At 69.2% G+C, this 22,670-nt stretch carries 22 protein-coding genes and 2 pseudogenes; 17 read left to right on the forward strand and 7 right to left on the reverse strand.

What is annotated here, in order from left to right:
* The first annotated feature begins 155 nt into the window (after nucleotides 1–155).
* The 10 genes from ACIQ7M_RS27340 to ACIQ7M_RS27385 all read left to right on the forward strand — a co-directional run bounded on the left by ACIQ7M_RS27340 (nucleotide 156) and on the right by ACIQ7M_RS27385 (nucleotide 10,753).
* Nucleotides 156–1,658 carry an aldehyde dehydrogenase family protein gene (locus ACIQ7M_RS27340; protein ID WP_403649131.1) on the forward strand — a complete coding sequence of 501 codons (1,503 nt, stop codon included), beginning with the start codon at nucleotides 156–158 and terminating at the stop codon, nucleotides 1,656–1,658.
* Nucleotides 1,655–3,406, forward strand: a complete 1,752-nt coding sequence (locus ACIQ7M_RS27345) for a thiamine pyrophosphate-binding protein (RefSeq protein ID WP_403649134.1) — start codon at nucleotides 1,655–1,657, stop codon at nucleotides 3,404–3,406. Before ACIQ7M_RS27340 ends, ACIQ7M_RS27345 begins: the two co-directional genes overlap by 4 nt.
* Nucleotides 3,407–3,514: 108 nt before the next feature.
* On the forward strand, nucleotides 3,515–4,675 hold the full coding sequence (locus tag ACIQ7M_RS27350; protein ID WP_403649137.1) for an ABC transporter substrate-binding protein: 1,161 nt from the start codon (nucleotides 3,515–3,517) through the stop codon (nucleotides 4,673–4,675).
* Nucleotides 4,676–4,683: 8 nt separating this feature from the next.
* Nucleotides 4,684–5,553 (forward strand): branched-chain amino acid ABC transporter permease, encoded by an 870-nt coding sequence (locus ACIQ7M_RS27355; RefSeq protein WP_403649140.1) that lies wholly within the window; start codon nucleotides 4,684–4,686, stop codon nucleotides 5,551–5,553.
* Nucleotides 5,550–7,385: an ATP-binding cassette domain-containing protein gene (locus ACIQ7M_RS27360; RefSeq protein ID WP_403649143.1), complete on the forward strand. Its 1,836-nt coding sequence runs from the start codon at nucleotides 5,550–5,552 to the stop codon at nucleotides 7,383–7,385. Before ACIQ7M_RS27355 ends, ACIQ7M_RS27360 begins: the two co-directional genes overlap by 4 nt.
* Nucleotides 7,382–8,116, forward strand: coding sequence for an ABC transporter ATP-binding protein (locus tag ACIQ7M_RS27365; protein WP_403649146.1), 735 nt, complete (start codon nucleotides 7,382–7,384; stop codon nucleotides 8,114–8,116). The genes ACIQ7M_RS27360 and ACIQ7M_RS27365 overlap by 4 nt, the downstream gene beginning before the upstream one ends.
* Nucleotides 8,117–8,178: 62 nt before the next feature.
* Complete coding sequence (locus tag ACIQ7M_RS27370) at nucleotides 8,179–8,544, forward strand: hypothetical protein (protein ID WP_403649149.1); 366 nt, start codon at nucleotides 8,179–8,181, stop codon at nucleotides 8,542–8,544.
* Nucleotides 8,541–9,146, forward strand: coding sequence for a hypothetical protein (locus ACIQ7M_RS27375; RefSeq protein ID WP_403649151.1), 606 nt, complete (start codon nucleotides 8,541–8,543; stop codon nucleotides 9,144–9,146). Before ACIQ7M_RS27370 ends, ACIQ7M_RS27375 begins: the two co-directional genes overlap by 4 nt.
* A 134-nt stretch (nucleotides 9,147–9,280) precedes the next feature.
* On the forward strand, nucleotides 9,281–10,138 hold the full coding sequence (locus ACIQ7M_RS27380) for a hypothetical protein (protein WP_403649154.1): 858 nt from the start codon (nucleotides 9,281–9,283) through the stop codon (nucleotides 10,136–10,138).
* A 324-nt stretch (nucleotides 10,139–10,462) separates the two neighbouring features.
* Complete coding sequence (locus ACIQ7M_RS27385) at nucleotides 10,463–10,753, forward strand: hypothetical protein (RefSeq protein WP_403649157.1); 291 nt, start codon at nucleotides 10,463–10,465, stop codon at nucleotides 10,751–10,753.
* Here the strand turns inward: ACIQ7M_RS27385 and ACIQ7M_RS27390 are convergent.
* Both ACIQ7M_RS27390 and ACIQ7M_RS27395 read right to left on the reverse strand, forming a co-directional pair.
* Nucleotides 10,747–12,354 carry a phospholipase D family protein gene (locus tag ACIQ7M_RS27390; RefSeq protein WP_403649160.1) on the reverse strand — a complete coding sequence of 536 codons (1,608 nt, stop codon included), beginning with the start codon at nucleotides 12,352–12,354 and terminating at the stop codon, nucleotides 10,747–10,749. The two genes, ACIQ7M_RS27385 and ACIQ7M_RS27390, sit on opposite strands and share 7 nt — an antisense overlap.
* 143 nt (nucleotides 12,355–12,497) lie before the next feature.
* Nucleotides 12,498–12,719 (reverse strand): hypothetical protein, encoded by a 222-nt coding sequence (locus ACIQ7M_RS27395; protein ID WP_403649163.1) that lies wholly within the window; start codon nucleotides 12,717–12,719, stop codon nucleotides 12,498–12,500.
* A gap of 273 nt (nucleotides 12,720–12,992) precedes the next feature.
* On the opposite strand from ACIQ7M_RS27395, the gene ACIQ7M_RS27400 reads away from it, so the two are divergent.
* The 4 genes from ACIQ7M_RS27400 (at nucleotide 12,993) to ACIQ7M_RS27415 (ending at nucleotide 17,823) form a co-directional block, all read left to right on the forward strand.
* A complete protein-coding gene (locus tag ACIQ7M_RS27400) occupies nucleotides 12,993–13,139 on the forward strand; it encodes a hypothetical protein (protein WP_403649165.1) in 147 nt (48 codons plus the stop codon).
* Nucleotides 13,140–13,263: 124 nt separating this feature from the next.
* Nucleotides 13,264–13,641: a hypothetical protein gene (locus ACIQ7M_RS27405; RefSeq protein WP_403649168.1), complete on the forward strand. Its 378-nt coding sequence runs from the start codon at nucleotides 13,264–13,266 to the stop codon at nucleotides 13,639–13,641.
* A 4-nt stretch (nucleotides 13,642–13,645) separates the two neighbouring features.
* On the forward strand, nucleotides 13,646–16,408 hold the full coding sequence (locus tag ACIQ7M_RS27410) for a VWA domain-containing protein (RefSeq protein WP_403649171.1): 2,763 nt from the start codon (nucleotides 13,646–13,648) through the stop codon (nucleotides 16,406–16,408).
* Nucleotides 16,408–17,823, forward strand: a complete 1,416-nt coding sequence (locus ACIQ7M_RS27415) for an extracellular solute-binding protein (RefSeq protein ID WP_403649174.1) — start codon at nucleotides 16,408–16,410, stop codon at nucleotides 17,821–17,823. Before ACIQ7M_RS27410 ends, ACIQ7M_RS27415 begins: the two co-directional genes overlap by 1 nt.
* Before the next feature lie 317 nt (nucleotides 17,824–18,140).
* On the opposite strand, the gene ACIQ7M_RS27420 is transcribed toward ACIQ7M_RS27415, so the two are convergent.
* From ACIQ7M_RS27420 to ACIQ7M_RS27435, 4 genes and pseudogenes are all read right to left on the reverse strand, one after another.
* Nucleotides 18,141–18,350 (reverse strand): cold-shock protein, encoded by a 210-nt coding sequence (locus ACIQ7M_RS27420; protein ID WP_403649177.1) that lies wholly within the window; start codon nucleotides 18,348–18,350, stop codon nucleotides 18,141–18,143.
* Between the two features lie 110 nt (nucleotides 18,351–18,460).
* Nucleotides 18,461–18,595, reverse strand: a complete 135-nt coding sequence (locus tag ACIQ7M_RS27425) for a hypothetical protein (protein ID WP_403649761.1) — start codon at nucleotides 18,593–18,595, stop codon at nucleotides 18,461–18,463.
* 48 nt (nucleotides 18,596–18,643) lie between these two features.
* Entirely contained in the window at nucleotides 18,644–18,847 is a 204-nt protein-coding gene (locus tag ACIQ7M_RS27430; protein WP_403649737.1) for a hypothetical protein, read from the reverse strand.
* 100 nt (nucleotides 18,848–18,947) lie between these two features.
* A pseudogene (locus ACIQ7M_RS27435) lies at nucleotides 18,948–19,642 on the reverse strand (ornithine cyclodeaminase family protein); the annotation flags it as partial.
* 321 nt (nucleotides 19,643–19,963) lie between these two features.
* Between ACIQ7M_RS27435 and ACIQ7M_RS27440 the strand changes: the two are divergent.
* The gene (locus ACIQ7M_RS27440; RefSeq protein WP_403649180.1) at nucleotides 19,964–20,323 is read left to right on the forward strand and encodes a hypothetical protein; all 360 of its coding nucleotides are present in this window, start codon (nucleotides 19,964–19,966) and stop codon (nucleotides 20,321–20,323) included.
* Between the two features lie 315 nt (nucleotides 20,324–20,638).
* Here the strand turns inward: ACIQ7M_RS27440 and ACIQ7M_RS27445 are convergent.
* Nucleotides 20,639–20,755 (reverse strand): annotated as a pseudogene (locus ACIQ7M_RS27445) (MerR family transcriptional regulator); the annotation flags it as partial.
* A 42-nt stretch (nucleotides 20,756–20,797) separates the two neighbouring features.
* Between ACIQ7M_RS27445 and ACIQ7M_RS27450 the strand changes: the two are divergent.
* Together ACIQ7M_RS27450 and ACIQ7M_RS27455 are read left to right on the forward strand one after the other, a co-directional pair.
* Nucleotides 20,798–21,097, forward strand: a complete 300-nt coding sequence (locus tag ACIQ7M_RS27450; RefSeq protein ID WP_403649183.1) for a DUF1778 domain-containing protein — start codon at nucleotides 20,798–20,800, stop codon at nucleotides 21,095–21,097.
* Nucleotides 21,094–21,480: a fic family toxin-antitoxin system, toxin component gene (locus ACIQ7M_RS27455; protein ID WP_403649186.1), complete on the forward strand. Its 387-nt coding sequence runs from the start codon at nucleotides 21,094–21,096 to the stop codon at nucleotides 21,478–21,480. Before ACIQ7M_RS27450 ends, ACIQ7M_RS27455 begins: the two co-directional genes overlap by 4 nt.
* Nucleotides 21,481–22,670 lie beyond the last annotated feature (1,190 nt).

Raw genomic sequence — 22,670 nt, forward strand, 5'->3', positions numbered from 1 at the left:
AGGGACAGCTTCCACCAGCCAAGGTCCATTCGAAAACCGCTGGTTTCAACTTCCTCACGCCGACCTATTGCCACGGCCTCTCGGCGCCCGTACGTTACACGCCAGTCCACAGAGCAGTCCATGGAAACCATCAGATGGTTTTTTCTGGAGATGTGATGCTGCAAGACCTCCTCAAGGCCGCCGACCAGAACGACGTGGTCGAGGCTCTCCCCTACCTCTCCGGGTCCTGGGGCGGTGAAGGCCCTCCCACGGATCGCACCGGCCCCTATCTGAGGCGCACCGTCAGCCGCGCCCCTGCCGCGACCGAGCGTGAGATCGACACCGCGGTCGCGCAGGCCGGCACATACGCGCGGCAGATGGCCGACCTCGCGCCCGCCGCCCGGGCCGACATCCTGGAGGCCGCCTCACGCAACGCGCTCGCCCACCGCGACCGACTCGCCCGCCTTCTCGCCCTTGAGCTGGGCAAACCCGTCAAGGACAGCCGCACCGAGATCGAACGGGTGGCCTCGACGTTCGCGGTCTGCGCGGCCGAGGCCCGCCGCATCGACGGCGAGACCCTGCCCGTTGCAGGCTGGAACACCGGCATCGGCAACACCGCGTTCACCTACCGGGCGCCCGCCGGAGTGGCACTGGCCATCACGCCGTTCAACGCCCCGGCCAACCTCCTCGCCCACAAGCTCGGCGCCTCCTTCGCAGCGGGCAACACCACCCTGGTCAAGGCCCCGCCGCAGGCGCCGGCCGTCTCGGCCGCCGTCGTCGCCCTCCTCCTGGAGAGCGGCATGCCCCACCAGGCGGTCCAGCTGCTGCACGGCGGCGGTGACGTCGGTGCCGCCCTGTGCGCCGCCGATCCGGTCAGCGTCATCAGCTTCACCGGCAGCGCCGACACCGGTGCCGCCGTGGCCCGCGCCGCGGGCCGAAAGCGGCTGGCCCTGGAACTGGGCGGCAACGCCGCCACGATCGTGTGCGAGGACGCCGACGCCGTGGCGGCCGCCGGGATCAGTGCCCGCACCGGCTACAGCAACTCCGGTCAGAGCTGCATCTCCGTGCAGCGCGTCTACGTCCACAGGTCCCGCTACGCCGAGTTCCTCGACGCCTTCACCGCGGCGGTCGACGCGCTGGTCGTCGGTGATCCTCTCGACGAGAGCACCGATGTCGGTTCCATGGTCGACGAGAACGCGGCCGAACGCGTGGTGGCCTGGTCGCGCGAGGCACGCCGGCTGGGCGCGAGTGTGATCCGCGGCGGCACCCGCGACGGCGCCACCGCCGCCCCCACCATCGTCGCCGACCCACCAGTCCACGCCTCCGTGGTCGTGCACGAGGTGTTCGGCGCGCTGGTCGCCGTCCTGCCCTTCGACGACTTCGACACCGTCCTCGATCAGTGCAACGCCAGCCGGTACGGACTGCAGGCCGGCCTGTTCACCCACGACATCACGCGCATCCTCACCGCCTGGCGGCGCCTGGAGGTCGGCGGACTCATCGTGAACGGGACCTCCAACTTCCGTCTCGACCATGTTCCGTTCGGCGGTGTGAAGGACTCCGGATTCGGCCGCGAGGCCCCTCGGTGGCTCATCGAGGACTACACCGTCGTCAAGACCCTCGTACTGCGCGGACTGTCCATCTGGGGCGACAGCCGCGAGCTGCCCAAGGAGAACTCGTGACCACAGTGACCGCCGCCGAAGCCCTCGTCGCCCAGCTCGAGTCCTACGGCGTGGAGTACGTCTTCGGCACCTGCGGGCACACCAACATCGCCCTGCTCGACGCACTCGGCCCGAGCTCGATCGAGTTCGTGATCGCCCGGCACGAACAGGCCGCTGCCCACGCGGCGGACGGCTACGCCCGGGCCACCGGCCACCCCGGAGTGCTGCTCACCCATGTGGGGCCGGGCATGATGAACGCCGTCACCGGCGTCGCCACGGCCGCACTGGACTCCGTGCCGCTGGTCGTCATCACCGGCGACATCCCCTCCTACTACTACGGCCGGCACCCGCACCAGGAGGTCAACCTCCACGCCGACGCCGACCAGACCGCGATCTTCCGGCCCTTCTGCAAGCGCACCTGGGCGGTCCAGCGGGTCCAGGACATCCCGCGTGTCACCGAGCGGGCCTTCTTCACCGCTGTCAGCGGCCGGCCCGGGACTGTTCTGATCAATGTTCCGATGGACCTGTTCAACCGGCCGGTCGCGCCCTATGACGGTGGCCATCCGCTGCCCGGACACCTCGGCCGGTCCGGTCTGGACGAGGCGACCGCCGACCGGATCGCCCAGGAACTGCTGCGGGCGCAGCGGCCTCTGATCTACTTCGGCGGCGGGCTGCGCAGCCCTCGTGCCCGCGCCGAACTGCTGGCCCTCGCCGAGCACCTCGACGTTCCGCTCGCCCACTCCCTGATGGGCAAGGGCGTCGTCTCCGACCGTCATCCCCTGCTGTTGGGCATGCCCGGCTTCTGGGGACTGGAGAGCACCCACGAACGCACCAAGGGCGCCGACGTCGTCCTGGCGCTGGCCACCCGCTTCGCCGAGACCGACTCCAGTTCGTGGGACGCGACGTACACCTGGAACTTCCCGCCGAGCCGACTGCTGCAGATCGACATCGACCCCGCCGAGATCGGCCGCAACTACCCCGTTCACATCGGTGCGGTGGCGGACGTGGAACTCGCCCTGGAGAGGATCGGTGCAGCGGTGAGGGCCCGCCAGGGCACGCCCGTATCCCGTCCGGGCCTGCGCGAGAGCATCGCCGCCGCGCGAAAGGGTGTGTTCGACGCGGCACGCGAGGCCGGTCGCAGCGACACCTTCCCGCTGCGGCCCCAGCGGATCCTGACCGACCTGCGCGAGGCCCTGCCGAACGACGCGATCCTGGTCACCGACGTCGGCTGGAACAAGAACGGCGTCGCGCAGTGCTACGAGCTGCCCGAGGAAGGCCGCTTCATCACTCCGGGAGGCGCCTCCACCATGGGCTTCGGCCCGGCCGCGGCCGTCGGCGTGCAGATCGCCCGGCCCGAGCGCGTCGTTGTCGCTCTCATCGGTGACGGCGGCATGAGCGCGCAGCTGCCCGCGGTGCCGATGGCGGTCGAGCAGGGTGCGCCCGTCATCTTCGTGGTGATGAACAACCGCGCCCACGGAACCATCGCCGATCTGCAGGCATCGTCCTTCGGGCGCTCCTACGGCTGCGAGTTCACCGACGCCGAGGGCCGGCCCTACAGCCCGGACTTCGCGCGGTACGGCGAGTCCTGCGGCGCCGACGGCTACGCCGTCAACGCGCCCTCGGACCTGCGCAAGGCGCTCGATGACGCCATCGCCCGCCGACGTCCGGCCGTCCTCGACGTCCCCATGGTCAACGAGCCCGTGCCCACCCCGGGCCACTGGAACATCAAGGACATCTACGCCGGCCGCTTCCCTGCCGACACTTTCTGATCCCATCCGTGCAACGCCCGCCGGCCCCGGCATCACGGGTCGGCGGGGCTCGCGTCGCCTCCCCCCACTCCCGCCCGCCGACCCACCGACACCGACGAGGTGACCATCATGTCCCGCATCTCCCAGCCTTCGGCTCCACGCACCCTGCTCACCGCCGCCATCGCCGTGGCCGCGACCCTCACGGCCTGCAGCGCACCCGGCGACTCCGACAAGGGCGGCGGCTCCGACTCGGGCCCCATCAAGATCGCCGTCATCAACGCCCGCAGCGGCCAGCTCTCCTCTCTGGGGAACTGGGAGTACAAGGGCGCCAAGCTCGCCGTCGACGAGTGGAACAAGAAGGGCGGCATCAACGGCCGCAAGATCCAGCTGAAGTCGTTCGACGACCAGGGCGACCCCACCACGGGCACCAACCTGGCCCGGAAGATCGCGAGCGAGCACTACATCGCGATGATCGGCACCGCCGAGAGCGCCGTCACCATCGCCATGGCACCGGTCCTGAAGCAGGAGGGCATCCCCAACATCACCTCCGGCCAGTCCGACGGACTCGTGGCTGTGAAGAGCGAGTTCCTGTTCCTCAACGGCCCGACCAGCACCACCTACGACACCACGCTGGCCAAGCATCTGGTGCAGGACAAGGGCTACAAGAAGATCGCCATGATCACGAACAACGGTTCCTTCGGTACGGGCGAGCACGACGCGTTCACCAAGGCCGCCAAGGACCTCGGCGTCACCCCGGTCACCGACCAGGTCGTCACCACGGATCAGAAGGACTTCAGCGCCGCCCTCACCAAGATCCGCGCCAAGAAGCCGCAGGTGATATTCATCGGCTCGGAAGAGGTCGAGGCCGGCCTGATCGTCAAGCAGGCCCGTGACCTCGGTATCACCGCCCCGTTCGCGGGTGCGGCGCCGCAGGGCACGCCGGTGTTCACCGAGACCGCCGGCAAGGAAGCGGCAGAGGGGACCATCGTCAGCTCGCCCTACCTGAGCAACGACTCCGGCCCCGCGGCACAGAAGTTCGCCGCCGCCTACAAGACCGCCTACGGCGAGGACGCCGAACTGCACGGCGCCAAGGCCTACGACGGCACCAGCATCCTGCTCACCGCGCTGAAGAACAGCAAGGTGGCCACCGGCAAGAAGCTCGCCGACGCGATCCGCGCGACCCAGTACGACGGCCTGCTCGGGCAGTTCCGGTACGGCGCCGACGGTGTCGGCATCACCCGGACCAGCATCGGAGTCATCAAGTCCGGCGCGCTCGTCGCGCAGAACTGAGGGACGACGTGCAAGACACCCTGCAAACGCTCGTCAGCGGTCTGAGTCTCGGGGCCGTGTACGCCCTGGTCGCGATGGGCTTCTCCCTCGTCTACCGCACGATGGGGCTGGTCAACTTCGCGCACGCGGACATCGCCATGATCGGCGCGTACGCCGCGTCCACCTTCTATCTCACCTCGAAGCTGCCCTTCGCCGCGGCCATGGTGACCGCCATCGTGGTCACCGGTGCCATCGGCCTGGTCATCGAGCGGGTGCTGCGCCCGCTGGAGAACAAGGACTTCGACCTCATGCTCATCGGCACGATCGGCTTCGGCATCGTGCTGCAGGCGGTCGCCGTCCTGATCTGGGGCACCACCGGCCGTGCCGTCCCCTCACCCCTGCACGCCGCGCCCCTGGACATCCTCGGAATCCGGGTACGCACCTACGACCTGCTGGTCATGGCGGTCGCCGCCATCGCCGTCGTCGCTCTGGCCTTCTTCCTGTCCCGCACCAAACGCGGCGCGGCCATGCAGGCGGTCGCGATGGACCACGAAGCGGCCACCGCCGTGGGGATCGACGTGGGCCGCAGCAACGCCCTGGCCTTCGCCATCGGAGCCGGACTGGCCGCCCTCGCGGGCGGCCTGGTCGGCCCCATGCTCTACGTCGACGCCTCCCTGGGCGGGGCGCTGGGCATCAAGGGTTTCGCCGCGGCGATGCTCGGCGGTTTCGGCTCGATCCAGGGGGCGGTGGTGGGCGGCGTGGCCATAGGCGTCCTCGACTCCTACGCCGCCGGCCACTTCCAGGGCTACTCGGTCCTGGTCACCTTCCTGGTCTTCACCGTGGCGATCATGATCCGGCCCACGGGGATCTTCGGCGAGAGGACGGTCAGCCGCGCATGAGGACCCGCATCGGCACGACAGGCGCGATCATCGTCGCCGCCTGGGTACTCCCCTACGGTCTGGGGAGCTACACCGTCCACGTCGTGAACATCGCTCTCATCTACGCCCTGCTGGCGATCGGGATGGGCCTGGCGATGGGCATCTCCGGCCAGATCAACCTCGCCCAGGTCGCGTTCTTCGGCGTCGGCGCCTACACGGTGGCCGTCCTCACCACCCACTATGGGTACGGGTTCTGGGCGGCGGCCCCGCTCGCGGTCCTGGCCACCGTCATCATTGGCCTGTTCGTCGGCGTGCCGGCCCTGCGGATGCAGTCGCACTACCTGGGGATCGTGACCCTCGGTCTCGCCCTCGGATTCATCAACTGGATCACCAACGCCCACATCTCGGGCGGCGCCGACGGCATCTCCGGCGTCCCCGGGCCCACGCTGCCCGGTATCGATCTCTCGAGCGAGTACCTCTACTACTACCTGGAAGCCGTGGTCTTCGGCCTCTCGCTCCTCTTCGGCCTCTTCGTCGTCCGCACCTCTCTCGGTCGGCGCCTGCGCGCCATGCGCGACGACTCCCTGGCGGCCGGGGCGATGGGTGCGGAGATCCCGCTGCTACGGATGACGGCCTTCCTCCTGGCCAGTCTCTACGGCGGCCTCGCCGGAGTCCTCTACTCGGGACTCATCCGCTACGTGGCACCAGAGACGTTCTCCATCGGGAACATGTTCATCCTGCTGGCGATGGTCATCATCGGCGGCCGCCGGTCCCTGGTCGGCTGTGTGGTCGGAGCCATCGGACTGACCCTGGTCCGGGAATGGCTCTCGGACTTCTCCACCTACGCTCAACTCGGCTACGGGATCGTCGTCGTCCTCATGGTCGTGTTCGCGCCGACCGGTCTCGCCGGGGTCCCGGAGCGGCTGCGCGGTGTGTACGAGCGGCGGCGCGTCCGGGAGTCCGTCCGCGCCGAGCTGCGGCCCTTCACGCCCTACTCCCCCATCGAGCGTCCTGACACTGCGGACGTGCTGCTGGCGGTGGAAGGCGTCACCAAGCAGTTCCGCGGGCTGCGCGCGCTCAATGAGGTGTCTCTCGTCGTGAACGAGGGCGAGATCCGGGGGATCGTGGGTCCCAACGGCTCCGGGAAGACGACGCTGTTCAACGTGATCAGCGGCTTCTACCGGGCAACCGCGGGCACGGTCCGCTTCGCCGGCAGCGACACCACCACCGCCCGGCCCTATGTCCTGTCGCTGGCGGGTCTGTCCCGCACGTTCCAGAACCTGCGTCTGTTCGGGCAGCTGACCGTGCGGGAGAACGTTCTCGTCGCGCTCGACCGCAGCCGCACCCGGTCGATCTGGCAGTACGCCGTATGGCAGCCGGGAGTGTGGGCGCACGAGCGTCGGCTGCGGGCGCAGGCGGACGAGGTGCTGGAGCGTTTCGGGCTCGCGGACTTCGCGGACACCGACCCCACAGCCCTGCCGTACGGCATCCAGCGCCGTATCGAGATCGCCCGTGCCATGGCGGCGCGGCCGAGGCTGCTGCTGCTCGACGAACCGGCCGCCGGGCTCAACGGCGAGGAGGCCCAGCAGCTCATCCGCATCGTCCGCTCGATCAGGGACAGCGGCACCACGGTGATCCTCATCGAGCACAACATGGGGCTGGTGATGTCGCTGTGCGAGAAGGTCACCGTCCTGTCCAGCGGGAACGTCATCGCGGAGGGCACTCCTTCGCAGGTCGTGACCGCGCCGGAGGTCATCGAGGCCTATCTCGGCGACTCCGACCTGGCTGAGCTCGGCATGGTCGCTCCCGAAGGCGCCCACCAGCCTGACCGTACGAAGGAGGCGACCTCGTGAAGGTCATCGCAGGCAACGCCGCAGAGTGCCTGAGCGTGCGGGAACTGAGCGTGCACTATGGCGGCGTCCAGGCCGTCAGCTCCATCGACTTCAGCGTGGAGCCGGGCCAGTCCGTCGGCATCATCGGCGCCAACGGCGCCGGCAAGACCTCCACGCTCAAGGCGCTCATGGGGCTGGTCCCGCGCAGCGGCGGCCGCATTCGCCTCGGCGGCAAGGACCTCACCCGCGTCAAGGCCCGCGACATGGTCCGCCACGGTATCGGCTACGTCCCCGAGGGCCGGCATGTCTTTCCCGGGCTGTCTGTCGAGAAGAATCTCCTTCTCGGCGCCTACTCCCGTGCCTGGGACAAGGAGACCCACCGGCAACTCGAGGAGATCTACGCTCTCTTCCCGGTGCTGAGGGAGATGCGCGAGCGTCTGGCAGGGGCGCTGTCCGGCGGCCAGCAGCAGATGCTCGCCATCGGCCGCGCGCTCATGACCCGGCCGCGTCTGCTGGTGCTGGACGAGCCGTCCATGGGTCTGTCGCCGAAGCTCGTCGGCAACATCCTCGACGTGCTGCTGCGGCTGCGCGAAGAAGGTCTGAGTCTGCTTCTTGTGGAGCAGAACGCCAAGCTCACGTTCGGGGTGACCAGTCACTGCATCGTGATGGAGAACGGTCAGGTCGCCATGCGCGGCACCTCCGCACAGCTCAGTCACGACCCGCGGGTGCGGGAGGTGTATCTGGGTCTGTGAATGCCGCCACGACTGACACACCGACCACCGATCCACGGGCTGTACTGGCGACTTCGCTAAAGGTGGGCCCCCTGCAGCTGAGGAACCGGTTCGTCGCCGCGCCCATGGAACGCAACTACTGCGCCGAGGACGGATCAGTCACCGAGCGGTACATCGCCTATCTCGGTGCACGGGCTGCGGGCGGCGCCGCGCTCGTGCACACCGAAGCCGGGTACGTCCGCGCCGACGGCAAGGGACGGCCCCGGCAGCTCGCCCTGGACGACGACCGCCATGTGTCCGGGCTGAGGACGCTGACGGACGCCGTCCACCATCACGGTGCCCTCATCGGCACGGAACTGAACCACGGAGGCCGCACCACCCAGCGGGCCGTCAGCGGACACCAGCCTGTCGCTCCGTCCCGTCCGCCGATGCCACGTTCGCCCTCATGAACGAGATCCCGCTCGACCGCCTGGATTTCCTCGACGTTTCCGTCGGCTCGTACGAGGCCGGCGAATGGATCGTCCATCCGGGTGAATGGGAATCTGGGGTTCTGGCCCCCTTCGCGCAGCGCTGCCGCCGGCATTGCGGGCTGCCGGTCGGTGTGGCCGGGCGCATCAACTCCGCCCGGGCTGCGGCGCGCATCGTGGCGTCGGGTCAGGCGGACTTCGTGTCCCTCGCCAGAACCCTGCACGCCGACCCGGCCTTCCCCCAGCGCGTTCTCTCCGGCGCCGCCTACCGGCCCTGCATCGTCTGCAACCGGTGCATCGACGAACTGCACGACAACCAGCCCATCGGATGCAGTGTGAATGCCCGCGCCGGCCGGGAGGAGGCGCGAAACACCCGGCGCCGTACGGCCCCGGCCCGCGTCCTGGTGATCGGCGGCGGTCCCGCCGGCATGGAGACAGCCCGCTTGCTGGCCGAGGACGGGCATGCCGCGCCGGCGTACCCGGCTACCGTGAACTTCCCCCGGGCGGCCGCGAGAATCTCGTGCCGCGCGCGGTCGGCGTCATGCGATCGGTGCATGTCCGGTGAGGCGGACGTACCCATGTGAACGCCTATGGCCCGCCCCCGACCGGAGGCGCAACGCGTCCTCGGCGCTGTCCAGGCATCCTTGCCACTTCCCGCAGCGCGCCGATCCTGATATGGATAACGAACTAGTTCGTACATTACTTGTGTGGAGCCGGAATGAACCAGCACTCGTACCTGGTCGGGATGATTGCGCCGGGAGCGGAGTTCTCGGTCAGCTCCGAGCTCCACAGGCGCGAAGCAAAGCGCCACAAGCTGCGCTACGTGTGCCGGCGCCTGGGCAGCCGGGGGGATTTCGGCACGCTGCTGAGCGACTGCAAAACGTTCGGGTTCTCGGGGCTCAGCTTGGCTACCTCCGCCGATCACCTGGGGGCCGCCCTGGACGGGCTGTCCCGGGCCGCGGCCAGAACGGGCACGGTCACCACCGTCGTCTACGGGACGGACGGCCGGACCACCGGCCACGACACCGGGATGGAGGCCTTCACCGCCGCATTCGGGTGGGGTCTTCCGAGCGCCGGTCTTTCCCGGGTCGTACAGGTCGGCGCGACGGGCATCGGCGTGTCCGTCGCCCACGCGCTCGCTGAGCACGGCGTGAAACACCTGGCCGTGATCGACACCGCCCCGGCTCAGGCCTCGGCTCTGGCCGAAGCCGTGAACCGGCACACGGAGAACTGCCCCGCCAAGGCCTATCCGGTCGAGACTCTCGACTATCACCTGAAGCAGGCCGACGGACTCGTCACCGCCCTCCCCCACGCAGGCAGTTCCGACCAAGTGACCCGGGGGCTCATCAAGTCGTTGCGCAGCGACTTGTGGATCTGCGACCTCGACTCCCACCCTGCCGCAGCATCGCTCGCGCAGGCAGCGCGAGTCCTGGGGTGCCCGGTGCTGCAGAGCGGGAGCGTGCTGGTACACGCGACCGCGCGAACCTTCCACCTTGTCACGGGCCGACACGCGCACACCTCACACATGCTCGGGGACTTCGCCGACCTGACGGCCGCATCAGCCGCCCATAGCTGAAGCCGCGCCTGCGCCGCGCAGGAACGCCCGGCCGGCGGCGGGTCGACCTCCCGCCATCCAGGCATGCGGTTCGGGCCCGGCACGCTCTTCCAGCATGTCCCACAGGCGGCATGGGCGGCCTTGGTGACCGTCGGTACGGCGGCCTGTTCCACCGGCTGCGGCCGGCGCACTCGTTGCGCGAGCCGGAGGCGCGGGTAGACCGGGCCGAGGACACCGAGTTGGTGGCCATGTTCGGCGCGTGCCACAGCCCGCGGGACCGGCTCGTCGTTGCTCTGCTCGTGAGCAGGGTCCGGCTGCGCAGCGGCCAGGCTGTGGCGCAGCGACATGCATCTGCTGCCGGACTCCCGTGCGCTGGGCTGCGACTACCCGGGCGCCCATGTGCATGTGCGACGAGGGGAGAACGGGGCGTGGTCGAAGTCGCGGCACGCGTGGGTGGCGCTGCTGGACTTCCTGGTCGTGTCCGCGCTCGACCTCTACTACGAGGAGAGGTACCGACTGCTGGGGTCAGGTGGGAGTGCCCTTCACCTGCCGAGTTCGAACGGCAGTACCAGCAAGAACGTAGCCTTACCCTCGCGGCCTGGGGGTCACCTCACCCGTCCGGGACACCGTCAGTAGGCACCCTGCCGGCGCAGGGAGCGCGGGCGGCCGTCGGGATCGGCGACGACCCGGTAGAGCGGGTCGGTCAGGACCCGCGTCATGCGGGACAGATGCGGCGGGTGATAGGTGCGCAGCCGTCCCGGTGGTCGCGGACCGTGACGGCCGCCGTCGTGCCACGCGTCCAAAGCGGCGGCCGATTCGGCGTAGGTAGCAAAGGCGCGGCCCGGGTCGCAGAGTGCGGCTGCTTCCCCGTCCCCGTCGCGGTCAAGGTGTTCGAGATTCAACGACAACCGCAGCTCGCGCGCGAAGACGCGGGCGCCGTCACCCAGGCCGCCGGGGTCCATCGGTTCACGGGAGTCACGGGTCTCGTCGAGGACAGCGCAGCTGAGTTCCGAATCGTGCGTCCAGGAGCGCCGGTTGACGTTGTCGGAACCGACCGAGGCCCAGACATCGTCGATGACACAGACCTTGGCGTGGACGTACACGGGCGTCCCGGCGTGATTCTCCAGGCTGTAGACGGCCACCCGGTCACCGCCGGCCCGTCGCAGGACTTCCAGGGCCCGGATCCGGCCCAGCAGATTCATCGGTGTGCTGATCCGCCCTTCCTGATCCGGCAGTGGCGGCAGGACGGCGATCATCCGCAGGTCCGGATGATCCCCGAGAGCCTGAGCGAACGGCTGAACGGCACTCTCCGACCACAAGTACTGGTCCTCTAGGTAGATCAGCCGGCGTGCCCGCCGCAGGGACTTGATGTAGGCGCGGGCGATGCTGCGTTCACCGTCGGGAGCGAACGGATAGCCCCTGAGGAGGCGGTTCGGGTAGGTGCGCAGGATCTGGACCGTGTGGGAACCGCGGGGGCCCGGGTCGGGTTGCTGTGCCGGGAGCGGATCCGCCCGTGTGTCCTCGCCCCGGAGTGCCGCCCGCAGCCGGCTGCGGGGGCTGCGACTGAGCGGAGCCGGGTCCGTCCACCGTTCACGGAACGTGGCCTCGACATCGCCGACGGCGGGCCCGTGCACCGCCAGCTGAACATCGTGCCAGGGCGGCCGGGAACCGTAGGCATCGGCGATGCGTTGCGCCAGCGGGTCACCCTGATGAGTGGCGTCGTCCCGACGGCTGTGGCACAGATCGATCCCGCCGACGAAGGCGACGTCCCGCTCGGGTCGACCCGGGTGGCGCAGCACCACGAACTTTTGATGGTGCGAGCCGCCCGGCCGCACCCGCATGTCGAGCAGGCACTCCCCTCCCGCCTCCTCGATCTCCTCCCCCAGGTGGTAGTTCTCCTGTTCGCTGAACTGGAACCGATCCAGGTGCGAGCGCCACACCAGCCCCTTCACGACGACACCACGGCGTGCTGCGTCGCACAACACGTCGCCGATAGCGCGCTTCGGACCGTCCAGCAGCTCGTCAGGGTCACCCCGCCAGTCCGTGAACATCAACATGTCGCCGGCCCGCTGCGCCCGCACGGCCGCGAGCAGCTCGGCGAAGTACACCGCCCCGTGTACCAGGGGGCGGACGTCGTTGCCTGTGGACCACGCCGCACCGTCGGCATGACGGCGGTCCACCCGCGACGCGGGATTCCCCCGCTGAGCGGGGGTGAGCAGCCAGCCGGTGCGTTCCACGGGGCACCCCTTCCAGCCGACGGCCCTGCCGGGATCTCCTGGTAGATCCGTTACCCCCTGAGCGCGCAACCACGCGATTCCTGCTCCGCCAGTCCTGCGGAGACCTCCATTGCCGGAGTCGTACCAGGGGCGTGGACGGAAGGTCACCCGCCCAGGCGGGCTGGACGGTGGTGCCGGGCGCCCTCGGCAGCCTCCTCCAGGTCGGCGATGATCTGGAACTCGTCGTCCTGGATCGACGCTGCAGTCAGCGGTACCGCCAATGCGCTGGCCGGGTGGTCTGCCGGACGTCGGCCGATGATGAGGATGACCGGTTCGCTGGACGGGGTCAGGGTTGTGCGGCGGAAGTCATGATCCGTAACCTCCATGCTGGCAGTATGAGTTTCTCGTCGGTCCCCCGCTGGTAGAGGCAGCCTGGCCAGCGGTCGGCACGTGCCGACCTTCGTGCAGCCGGAGCATCCACCGGTGCGGAGCTGTAGGGACGCGGCGATCGCGCCGAGTCGGGGGAGGGCTTCGGCGCCCTCCATCCGGTACGTGAGGCCTTCGTTCCTGCACTCTCCTTCTCGACCTCACTCAACCCGCGGCCAAGCGCCTTCGCTCCGCCCGTCGCGGCATCAGGCGGCTCGGGCGACTCCGCGCGGATGGTGAGCATCGGCGACCGCCGCAGCGTGTACCTGCGGTGCAGCGGCACCGGATCTCCGACGGTCGTGCCGGCGTCCGGCACGGGCGACGCCTCGGACGAAGAGACCCGCGTCATCGACCCCGCCCACCCGGCGGCCGAGCCGTAGCCGAGCGACTCGGCGGTGTTTAAGACGGTGACCAGGTCCTGCGAGCTGCGGCCCGCATCCGAGACCGGCACGTTCCCGGCGCACCCCTCCCTCGGCGCCAACAGCCATGCCATGATGATGAGTTATGACTGAGGGGGAGGATGTGCCCACCCGCGCGATCCGGGTCCGGCTGGACGGCACCGCGAATCAGAGCGACATCGGCGCTCTGAAGAAGTGGCTGGAGCGAGAGAAGCCGCTGGAGGACCTGGTCAGAAACGGGGATCTGCGGATCCAGGAGAGCGCCGGAACCGACGAGCAGGGCACAGACGAACACGGCACGCCCATGGGCGCCGGCATCGAGATCCTCATGCTGCTCTCCGGGGCGGCCGCGCAGACCCTGTTCGACACTGTGCTGAGGCAGGTGGGAAGAGGCGTCAAAGCCTGGTACGAAAACCGCCGTTCCGTGGAGAGCGGCGATCCACCCGACTACGACGTCGACCCGGTGAACCTCGACGAGAGGTAGACCGGTGCTCCGCTTCGACCCGCGTGGAGAGGTGAACCGGGCACTGCTGATCGGCGTGTCCGCGTACGACTCCACGCGGCCGAACGACCCGCACGGCGTCCCCGGCGCCCTCGCTGCCGTGGCGTACAACCTCCCTGTCCTGGAAGAGGCGTTGCTGCACAGCGGCGTCTTCCGCAAGGGAGAGATCGTCGTCTCCCGGTCGCCGTACCTGGACCCGTTCAGCGAGTCGCTGCGCACCGCCGCCGACGAGGCCGAAGGACTGCTCCTCTTCTACTTCGCGGGTCACGGGGCCGTGCCCAGCGCGGGCGACGAACTCTGGCTGCAGATGCGCAACGCGCGCGTCGTACCGGGCAGCCGAGCTGTCTTCCCGGGCGCCGACCCCTTTTCCAGCGTGCTGACCGTGCTCGCCACGAGCCGGGCCCGGCACGTGGTCATCGTCCTCGACTGCTGCAACGCGGGCAACGCCGCCCAGGTGTGCGAGGCGCTCGCCGCCCGGCGTCGCTTCTCCGTGCTGATGAGCGTGCAGGCGAACAACCGGATCGACACGGGGAGCGACACGACGCCCACGCCGTTCACGGCCCGGCTTGCGCGGCTGCTGGAGGAGGGCATCGACAGCCGGGACACCGACCTGTCGTTCCATGATCTGTCGGAGGCGCTCACAGCGCACATGCGCACCCACCACCGGACCCTGCGCAACGAGCCGTGGGAGCCGCAGAGTTGGGGCGACACCGACCTCCTCCTCCTCGCCGGCCGTTCCGGCGGGGAACCGACCGCACCCTCGGCCGCGATCCCGCAGACTCCGCCGGCTTCCGCGACACCGCCGCGGGATGCCTCGAAAACGGCAGCCGACAGGTCGGCGGAGTCCGGCGGCGACCGGGATCAGTGGTCCGGTTCGCCACAGCCGGGGCAGCCTCGGCAACCGGACCGACCGGCGGAGGCGAGCGGAGGCACCGGTGGACTGCCGTGGTGGCAAAACCTGTTCACCAGGCTTCGCTCCTGGACCCTGGCCGTGCCGGCGGCCGCCGACCGGGTGCTGATGTGGCTGCGGCGCAGGCCCAGCCAGGCGGCGGTCGCCACGGCCCTCGTCACAGCCGCGGGCATCGGCGGCTACCTGGCCCTGGCCGACACCGGCTCCGACCAGTCGTCCTGCGGCCCGCCCCTCGAACTGCGGCTGCTCACCGATCCGGACATCGAATCCACCGTGCGCAAAGCCGCGGACGCCTACCTGACATCCACAGCGAACACCACACACGGTGGCTGCCGGCGCAGCGGCATCACGGTGTACAGCGCGGGCTCGGCACAGGCCGCGGCGGGCTTCCACGACCAGTCCGACCCCTGGCAGCGCCCTGTCAGCGACGACCTCGACCCCCAGCGCGACATCGGCCCGCAGCCGGACATCTGGATTCCGGCATCCTCCGGGAGCGTGGCCCGGGCACAACCGGTGGAGCCACCCCGGAAGTACCTGGCGCTGGAACCTGACGGCCCGTTCGCCTACTCGCCGATGGTGCTGTCCGTGCCGCAGAACATCGCCGAGGCCTCGGTAGGCAACCGGACGGGGAATCCGCTCACCACACTCAGGGAGCTTCTCACCCGACAGCGGAAGGACGCCGACCTGCGACGCCCGGACCCCGAGTACACGGATTCCGCGCTGCTGGCGACCATAGGCCTGTACGGCACCGGCGCGAGCGGGGTGAGCGAAGCCGAAGCAGGCGTGGCGCAGTCGGGACCGCCCTCGCTCACGGCCTCCGATCTGCTGTGCACGCTGCCGGACGACAGCAGGACCGACAGCCGCACCGCCGCACTCGTCCCCGAGTTCCTGATGGTCAGCGGTGTCGACTGCGACCGGACGACGCGCAGTCGGCGGACGGCCGAGTACCCCGCGGACGTGCCGGCCCTCGACCCCACCTTCGTCCGCGTGCGCTGGCAGGACGCCGACCGCGACCGGGCGGCTCGCGACGAGGCCGTCAGTCGCTTCCAGGTCTGGCTCACTCACGGCGGCGGCACGGCCGGGAAGCCCGCCGGCGGTCTGGACGTCTTCGGCGAAGACGGCTTCCGCAGGGTTTCAGGCGCTCATGACTTCCTCACCACGCCCGAAACGGACACCGGGACCGTCGCCCACCCCGGACGGCTGCCCGGCCCCGCCGATGCCGACACGATGGCCTCAGCTCTGCGGAACTACCGCAACGCCAACGGCCCCGGCCAGGTTCTGTTCCTGCTCGACAGCTCCGGTTCGATGGGTGATCTCTGGGAGGGGCCGGGCGGCGCCCCCGGCATCCTCAAACAGTCGCTCGCAGGCCTCGGTGACCAGGACGAGTACGGAGTCTGGTCCGTGACCTCAGGTGGTGGCCGAACGTCGGGCGTGCTGCTGCCCTTCGGCCGCCACCGGCGGGTGGACGCCGAGAAGACGATCGACGAGAAGGCAGCGGTCCGTGACGCCGAGTCCGACCCGGACGGCGCGCTGAGGGCCGCCCTGCAGTTCATGGCCGGGCGGGGCAAGGACGACGAGCACCCCCAGCTGATCGTGTACGTCACCGACGACGAGGACAACAATCATTTCACCGGCAAAGGACTGGACGTTCTCTCCGACTCGGTGAAGAGAACGGGGATTCCGGTGCTCATGGCAGCCCTCGACAGCGGCGGTTGCGACCGGGACAAGCCGGACGCGCGCATCGCCGAAGCGAGCGGCGGACGCTGCCTGGACACCAAGGGCGACCTCGTCGCGGGCCTGCGCGACGAGGTCGCCCGAACCGGAACGGGGGACGAGTGATGCGATCGCGGACACCGGCCCTGCGATGGGTGCTGGCCGCGCTGCTCACGGCCTGCGCCGCCTGCACCGGCGGCAGCGCCCCCGCGTCGTCCGGTACCACAGCCGTTCCCGACAGTTCCGGGGACATCGTCGTGGCCAGCGGGCGGGACGTCACGGGCAAGGGCGGCGTCCGCCAGCAGCTCATCGACACCTGGAACGCGCGACAGGACCGGCTGCACACGGGCCGCCACGCCCGCCTGGTGGAACTCCCGGGCTCGGCGGACCAACAGCGCAGCCAGCTCCTCGGGGCGCTCCAGTCCGACAGCGCGCAGTACGACGTCATCAACCTCGACGTCACATGGGTACCGGAGTTCGCCGAGGCGGGGCTGATCCGCCCGCTGCCCAAGGGCATGGTGGACTCGGACGTCATCCCGTCGGTGGCCGTTACCGCCCGGTGGAACGGAGAGGTCTACGCGGTCCCGTTCAACAGCGATGTCGGGCTGCTCTACTACCGCACCGACTACCTGAAGAAGGCGGGAGTCCAGAACACCGACCTGAGCGAGGGCCTGGACTGGGCGAAGCTGAAAGAACTGATCGACACGCTCGACGAGTCGAGCGGCAAGGACAGGCCGAGGGGTTACGAGAAGGGCTGGACCGCACAGCTCGGCGCCTACGAGGGTCGCACGGTCAACGGCGTGGAAGCATTCGCGTCCGCCCAGGACGCCGTCACCCTCACCGACGACCAGGGCCGCTACACCGCCTCGGTGCAGGATCTGGAGAACGGCCTCGCGGAACTACGCGACCGCACCCAAGGCCCGTACCTCCTCAAAGACGCCCTCCACTCCGACGAGGACGAGTCGCTCACCGACTTCACGAACGGCCGGACAGCGTTCCTGCGCCACTGGCCGTACGCCTACCGCACCCTGCACCAGTCCCTGGGCGGCACGCAGCTGGGCGTGGCGCCGCTGCCCGGCAAGGCGGTACTCGGCGGGCAGAACCTCGCGCTCACCCGGTCGTCCGGACAGCAGGCCGGGGCGCGTGACCTGATCGGGTTCCTGACCGGCGCGGAGAGCGAACGGTGTCTGCTCGACGCGGGGTTCGCCGCCACACGCAAGTCCGCCTACCAGAACGACGACGTCACCTGCCGCTCCGAGACGCCCTCCGCGGCCGCGAGCGCCACCGCATCCCCCTCGCCGTCGGGCGAGAGCACGGACCGGATGCCACGCGACGCCCACGGACGGCCCCGGTACGCCCCTGACATCCTTCTCCCGGCGCTCACCGACGCCGTGTCCCGACCGCGCACCCCGCTCTACGGAGCGTTCACCCAGACCTTCACCACCGAGCTCGGCAAGCTCTTCACCCACGACCCGCCGAGCGACAGCGAACTGGCCAAGGATCTGGACAAGTCGCTCCGCCGTGTCCTGCCCGCCGGCTGAGAACCTTCCTTGATACACGGCACGTACCAAGGAATTCCCGCAGCAAAAGGGCAGCGCAGGGACTTACAAGAACGGGCCGAATGGAATGCGAAACGAATCTGGCTTGCAGTGGATCCAGCGCGGGGCGCAAAGGGCGAAATGGGTGACGTCATGCGGACGTGTGATCCCGGACATCGACTGGTTACAGCTCCGAAGAGGCGCGGAATCCCTGGAATAAGGCTACGGCCGGTGTTGTCCCACAGGTGACACCGGTACGGAAATACTTGTAGTCGGGGCCCACACCCCGCGGTGCGAGCCCCGACTACGCAGCGCGCATGTCAGCGATGGCCGAGAACGATGTTCTCGGCCGCCGGGCCCTTCTGGCTCGGCGCGATGTCGAAGGTGACCTTCTGGCCTTCGAGCAGCTCGCGGAAGCCCACGACTGCAATGCTCGAGAAGTGGGCGAACACGTCAGCGCCCCCACCATCCTGCTCGATGAAACCGAAACCCTTGGCCGCGTTGAACCACTTCACCGTGCCTGACGCCACGCTATGTCTCCTTAGGGCAGTTCGCCGGGATCCGCGGTGCGCGATACCGGTCGCCAAGATGATGCCCGCCCCGGAAAACGACCAGAATTACGAAAAGCTTCTCTCACCCGTCACAGATATTGCCTCGGGTCGCGGTCAGTGGCGGCCAGGAAGATGCCGATGTAGTGCGCGGTGAAGGCTGCCACGGTCAGCGCGTGGAACACATCGTGGAAGCCGAACCAGGCGCACCAGGTCCGCGCGCTCACGATGGGACGATCATGCGCTGGCAGCGGCATCACCGCAGCGTGATCTCCTCACCGATTGACTGCTCGCGGGCGGACGCGACGACCAGGGCCGTGGGCCGCGGCGTCCTGTACGGCCACGCCGACCGACTTGTAGAGGGTGATCTGGTCCGGCGCGGTGCGCCCCGACTTGCGGCCCATGACGAGTCCGCCCAGCTCGGCGTGCAACGTGATCGGCTGTGATGAGGCCGTCGCGGATCGGGGTGAGCAGGTCATTGCTGCCTGCGGGAAGCGGGGCGAGCACGGCCTGGCGCGGTTCGACGCACACCAGTGCCTCCGCGACCGTGGCGTCGTCGACCTCGCGGCCGGCCGGGTTGTATCCCACGGACGTGATGTGCACCCCGGTTGTCAGCCAGGGGCGGCGGATCACGGGTTCGACAGCATGCGTCGTCGCGGCGGCGATGTCCGCGCCGTCGAGCGCCTCGGCGTAGCTGGACACGACCTGAACTTCGGCCTCCAGAACTCCTGAGAGTTCCTCGGCCAGGGCAGCGGCTTTCACCAGGTCCCGGCCGGCCACGCGGATCAGCCGGATCGGCCGGACCCGGCAGATCGCGCGGGCGTGGAACGGGCCTGCACGCCGGTGCCCAGCACCGCCAGCACCGTCGCGTCCTCGCGGGCCGGCAGCCGCGCCGAGAGCGCGGAGCAGGCGCCGGTTCGCGCTGCGGTGATGGCCGTACCGTCCAGCAGGGCGGCGGGCTCGCTGGTGTCCGGATCGAACGCCACGATCAGCGCCTGATGTGTAGGCAGGCGTGCCGCGTCGTTGTGCGGGAAGAGGGACACCAGTTTGGTCATGAGCACCCCCGCCGACGGCAGGAAGCCGGGCATAGCCGCCAGGAATCCATCGCGTGCCGGCACCTGCGCGGCGACACGGTCGGGTACCGAGGCGCGGCCCGCACTGAAGTCTGCCATCGCCGAGGCCAGGGCATCGATCAGCGAGTCCATGTCGAGCAGGGACTCGACCTGCGAGCGACCCAGAACAAGCACGCGCTTCAGCCTCCTGATGCCGGTCATCCAACCGACGACCGCACAGCCCAAGGGTCAGCCTCAGCCTTCCGTTGCCCGCTGCGACACGCAGTCCTTCCTGAGCACGTTCATCCGTACACGCCTGCGGAAGTCCTGATCATTCCCACGGCGCTCCGGTCTACTCGGCCTCGGCAGAATTGGCGTTCAGATCAACGGAATTCGGAGTACCACCCGTTGCGGACACCGGGCCGCCAAGCCAGGAGCGGCCGAATGGCAACAGTGCCGGCCTGTGCTGACCCTGGTGACGCCTGCTGTGAACCTGTCGCCACTGGTCAAGCGCCTCTGGGACGAGTAAATATAATCCTCCCCATGTCCAAGCCTGACGAGCTGCTCGTTGACGTCGCCGCCTTGGTGGAGTCCGGGCAGAGTAACCAGATGTCCCTGACCGTGGTCACCGGTGGTGCCGTCATCACCGGCCGCCTCGCCCCCGAAGCAGTGTGGAGGCAGAGGGTGTCGGACGTGCTGACGGACTCGGCCCGCCTGGGCGAGTTCTCCGCAGTCTTCGGCACTCCCGCGACCAAGGACGGGCCGCCCACACATCTGCACTTCCATGTCGCCCGGATCCTGCAGGGCACGGTCGGGATCCCGGAGACGGGCGGAATGTATCGCGTCGCCATCGCCGACGTCAGCGCGTGGACCATGGGCGACTTCAGCTACTCCGACCACTGACAACACCGGTGTAAGCGGTGGGTCCGGCGGCTCGCGCCGGCCGGACCCACGTCTGTCGCCCCGGCCAGACGGACACGGGCGTTTTCAGTCCGCCGGTCCCTGCCTCGTGCAATGCAGGCGTAGTCGGACGGCGCCAGGGGCGCACCTGCCTTGCCGAGGCCCTGACCCTCGGCAATGCCCCCGAGTATCGCGCTCTCCGACACGAACGACACAACAACCCTTGGACCGGGTGCCCACTCCTGATACATGCGCAGGGGCCTGACGGCCCACCGCACACCGCGTTGCGGGCACGAGCCGTGTCATTCTCAGGCCGCGGGCCGTGGGGTCCGGCGAACCGGCGGCACGGCGGTTCTGCGCGTTGAGGCGCTGGGCTTCTTCGAGCTGGTCCTCAAGGATGACGATGCGGCAAGCAGCCTCGATCGGAGTGCCGCGAGCGCCTGGCCAGCCGACGGTACCGGCGATACCATCGGTACCATGCCGCAGCCCAAAGCCATGAACCTACGCTTTCCCGATCCGACCCAGCGCGCCGCGATCGAGGCGGCCGCACGCCAGGAGGGCGTCAGCCTCCAGGAGTACATCCTGTCCGCTGCATACGCCCGTGCCACGGCCGTAGAGGCACGCTTTCTCGATGCCTTCAAAGAGTCGATGTCCCGCAGCGGCGAGGTCTTCGCCGAGTATGCCGGCACAGCTGATCCCGGCGGGGAGCAGCGTGCTGCCGAGCTGGCTGCGCGGCAGACTCTTGAGGAGCAGCGGGAGCGGGGTCACGCCGCGTGACACAGCACGAACCGCTCTACCCTCTCGATGTCGCGTTCTTGCTGCATGCAGCCGAGCTTCTGCCCGGTGATCCGCAGGTAGACGATCTCGGCCCGCTGTATGCGGCCGTTGCCCGGGTCGATGCCCGTGCCTTGGAGCGAGACGTCTACGGCTCTGTCTTCCTCAAGGCCGCAGCGCTCCTGCAGACGCTGGTGAGGCTGCCGTCTCTGGAGCACTCCACCGAGGCCTTCGCCTGGCACTCCGCAGAGGCGTACCTGGGCTTGAACGGGTACCGACTCGACTACCCACCGAAGGAGGCAGTCACCCTGGTCAGAGACGCGGCATCCGGCACGATGGGAGTCGGGCTGATCGGCCGTCAACTGCGTGCATGGAGCATCTCCTGACCCTGTGCTGGACGCCGAGCGAGGATGCGCTGCGAGCCCGGGCATGCGGCTGCGGACTCTGCCCGAGGTCAAGCGGCGACTGGACAGCCAAGGGCTCGGGGCCGGGCAGCCTTGTGCCGGGAACGAAGGGCGGCCGCCCCGACGAGGGAAGGGGAAGGCAACCACCCGCCTGGTGTGGGCTGGACCGGCCGCGCGGCTTCCCCCGCAAACAACACCGGGCAGGTGTCCCCCTCCTGCCCGCCCTCGTCTCGCGGAAAACCGCGGGAAGATCCCCTCGTACATAGCGGTCTGGGGCGCCGGCATCGGCACCATCGCCGCCGAACTCCCCGAGCCGGCCGCGGTCCTGTGCGTCCTGGCCCCGCGCCTCTGGACCTGTGTCATCGACCGTGAGCGCATGCAGCCCGGCACATCTGAAGCGATCTGTCGGACGAGTGACTGCCGCGTTCTCATCGGGAGCGCGACAGGTGGCAGCTTGGGCGCGGCTTGCGGGCAGGGCGAGTTGGTGACGGGCGGTCGCCTCAGCAGCAAGGCGACCGCCCGGTCCTGCCGGCGCTGACCACAGCGGCAGAGAGCCGCCCCCGCCAGGTCTAAGCGAGAAGCGACGTGACGCCTGATCGTCTCGTCGCCTTCTGCCGTGGGCGGCGACGACTCGCCGGTGAGCAGTCGGTCGCGGCGAGAACTCACTCGTACGCCAGCGTGAAGGGACGGTGCGTAGTGTCGCACCCGGCATTACGTCGTTGAGCCGGTCAGGGCGTGGGATATCCGCTCTGGAGACTGGGCGCTGCCCGAGGGCCCGAAAAGCGGTCCTCTTCGGGTCCTACCCGTATGCCGAGCCCGCGTGGCGCCGGCCTTCTTTCTGTTGCACAGTGGCTCGCGGCGGCCCGGTGCCGACTCACCCCATCGCGGCCGGGCCGCCCCACGCTTTCCCCAAAAGCAGCCACACGATGCACCCATCATGTCCAGGGCCGCGAGGATTCAGGGTGCTCTTCTTGGCTCGGGAGCAGGTACAGGAACGGCAAGCCTGCCAGGGCGTCGTCCAGCAGACCTCGCAGCGCGAGCCGGGCCTGATCATTGGTGTACAGCGACGGGGACGCCACAGGCGGGACCTGTAGTCCGCTGCCGCCACGGCTATTCGGTACATCTCGCATCGTCATGCCGTGAGCAACGAGACACACCGTGCCGGCGCCCGA

This window comes from Streptomyces sp. NPDC096324 (assembly GCF_044763015.1).
Lineage (GTDB): Bacteria > Actinomycetota > Actinomycetes > Streptomycetales > Streptomycetaceae > Streptomyces.

Excerpts from the sequence above, each read along its gene's own strand:
- ACIQ7M_RS27340 (WP_403649131.1), top strand. The coding sequence starts at position 156 with ATGCTGCAAGACCTCCTCAAGGCCGCCGACCAGAACGACGTGGTCGAG.
- ACIQ7M_RS27350 (WP_403649137.1), top strand. The coding sequence starts at position 3,515 with ATGTCCCGCATCTCCCAGCCTTCGGCTCCACGCACCCTGCTCACCGCC.
- ACIQ7M_RS27360 (WP_403649143.1), top strand. The coding sequence starts at position 5,550 with ATGAGGACCCGCATCGGCACGACAGGCGCGATCATCGTCGCCGCCTGG.
- ACIQ7M_RS27375 (WP_403649151.1), top strand. The coding sequence starts at position 8,541 with ATGAACGAGATCCCGCTCGACCGCCTGGATTTCCTCGACGTTTCCGTC.
- ACIQ7M_RS27380 (WP_403649154.1), top strand. The coding sequence starts at position 9,281 with ATGAACCAGCACTCGTACCTGGTCGGGATGATTGCGCCGGGAGCGGAG.
- ACIQ7M_RS27385 (WP_403649157.1), top strand. The coding sequence starts at position 10,463 with ATGCATCTGCTGCCGGACTCCCGTGCGCTGGGCTGCGACTACCCGGGC.
- ACIQ7M_RS27395 (WP_403649163.1), bottom strand. The coding sequence starts at position 12,719 with ATGGAGGTTACGGATCATGACTTCCGCCGCACAACCCTGACCCCGTCC.
- ACIQ7M_RS27400 (WP_403649165.1), top strand. The coding sequence starts at position 12,993 with ATGGTGAGCATCGGCGACCGCCGCAGCGTGTACCTGCGGTGCAGCGGC.
- ACIQ7M_RS27405 (WP_403649168.1), top strand. The coding sequence starts at position 13,264 with ATGACTGAGGGGGAGGATGTGCCCACCCGCGCGATCCGGGTCCGGCTG.
- ACIQ7M_RS27415 (WP_403649174.1), top strand. The coding sequence starts at position 16,408 with ATGCGATCGCGGACACCGGCCCTGCGATGGGTGCTGGCCGCGCTGCTC.
- ACIQ7M_RS27430 (WP_403649737.1), bottom strand. The coding sequence starts at position 18,847 with ATGACCTGCTCACCCCGATCCGCGACGGCCTCATCACAGCCGATCACG.
- ACIQ7M_RS27440 (WP_403649180.1), top strand. The coding sequence starts at position 19,964 with ATGTCCAAGCCTGACGAGCTGCTCGTTGACGTCGCCGCCTTGGTGGAG.
- ACIQ7M_RS27450 (WP_403649183.1), top strand. The coding sequence starts at position 20,798 with ATGCCGCAGCCCAAAGCCATGAACCTACGCTTTCCCGATCCGACCCAG.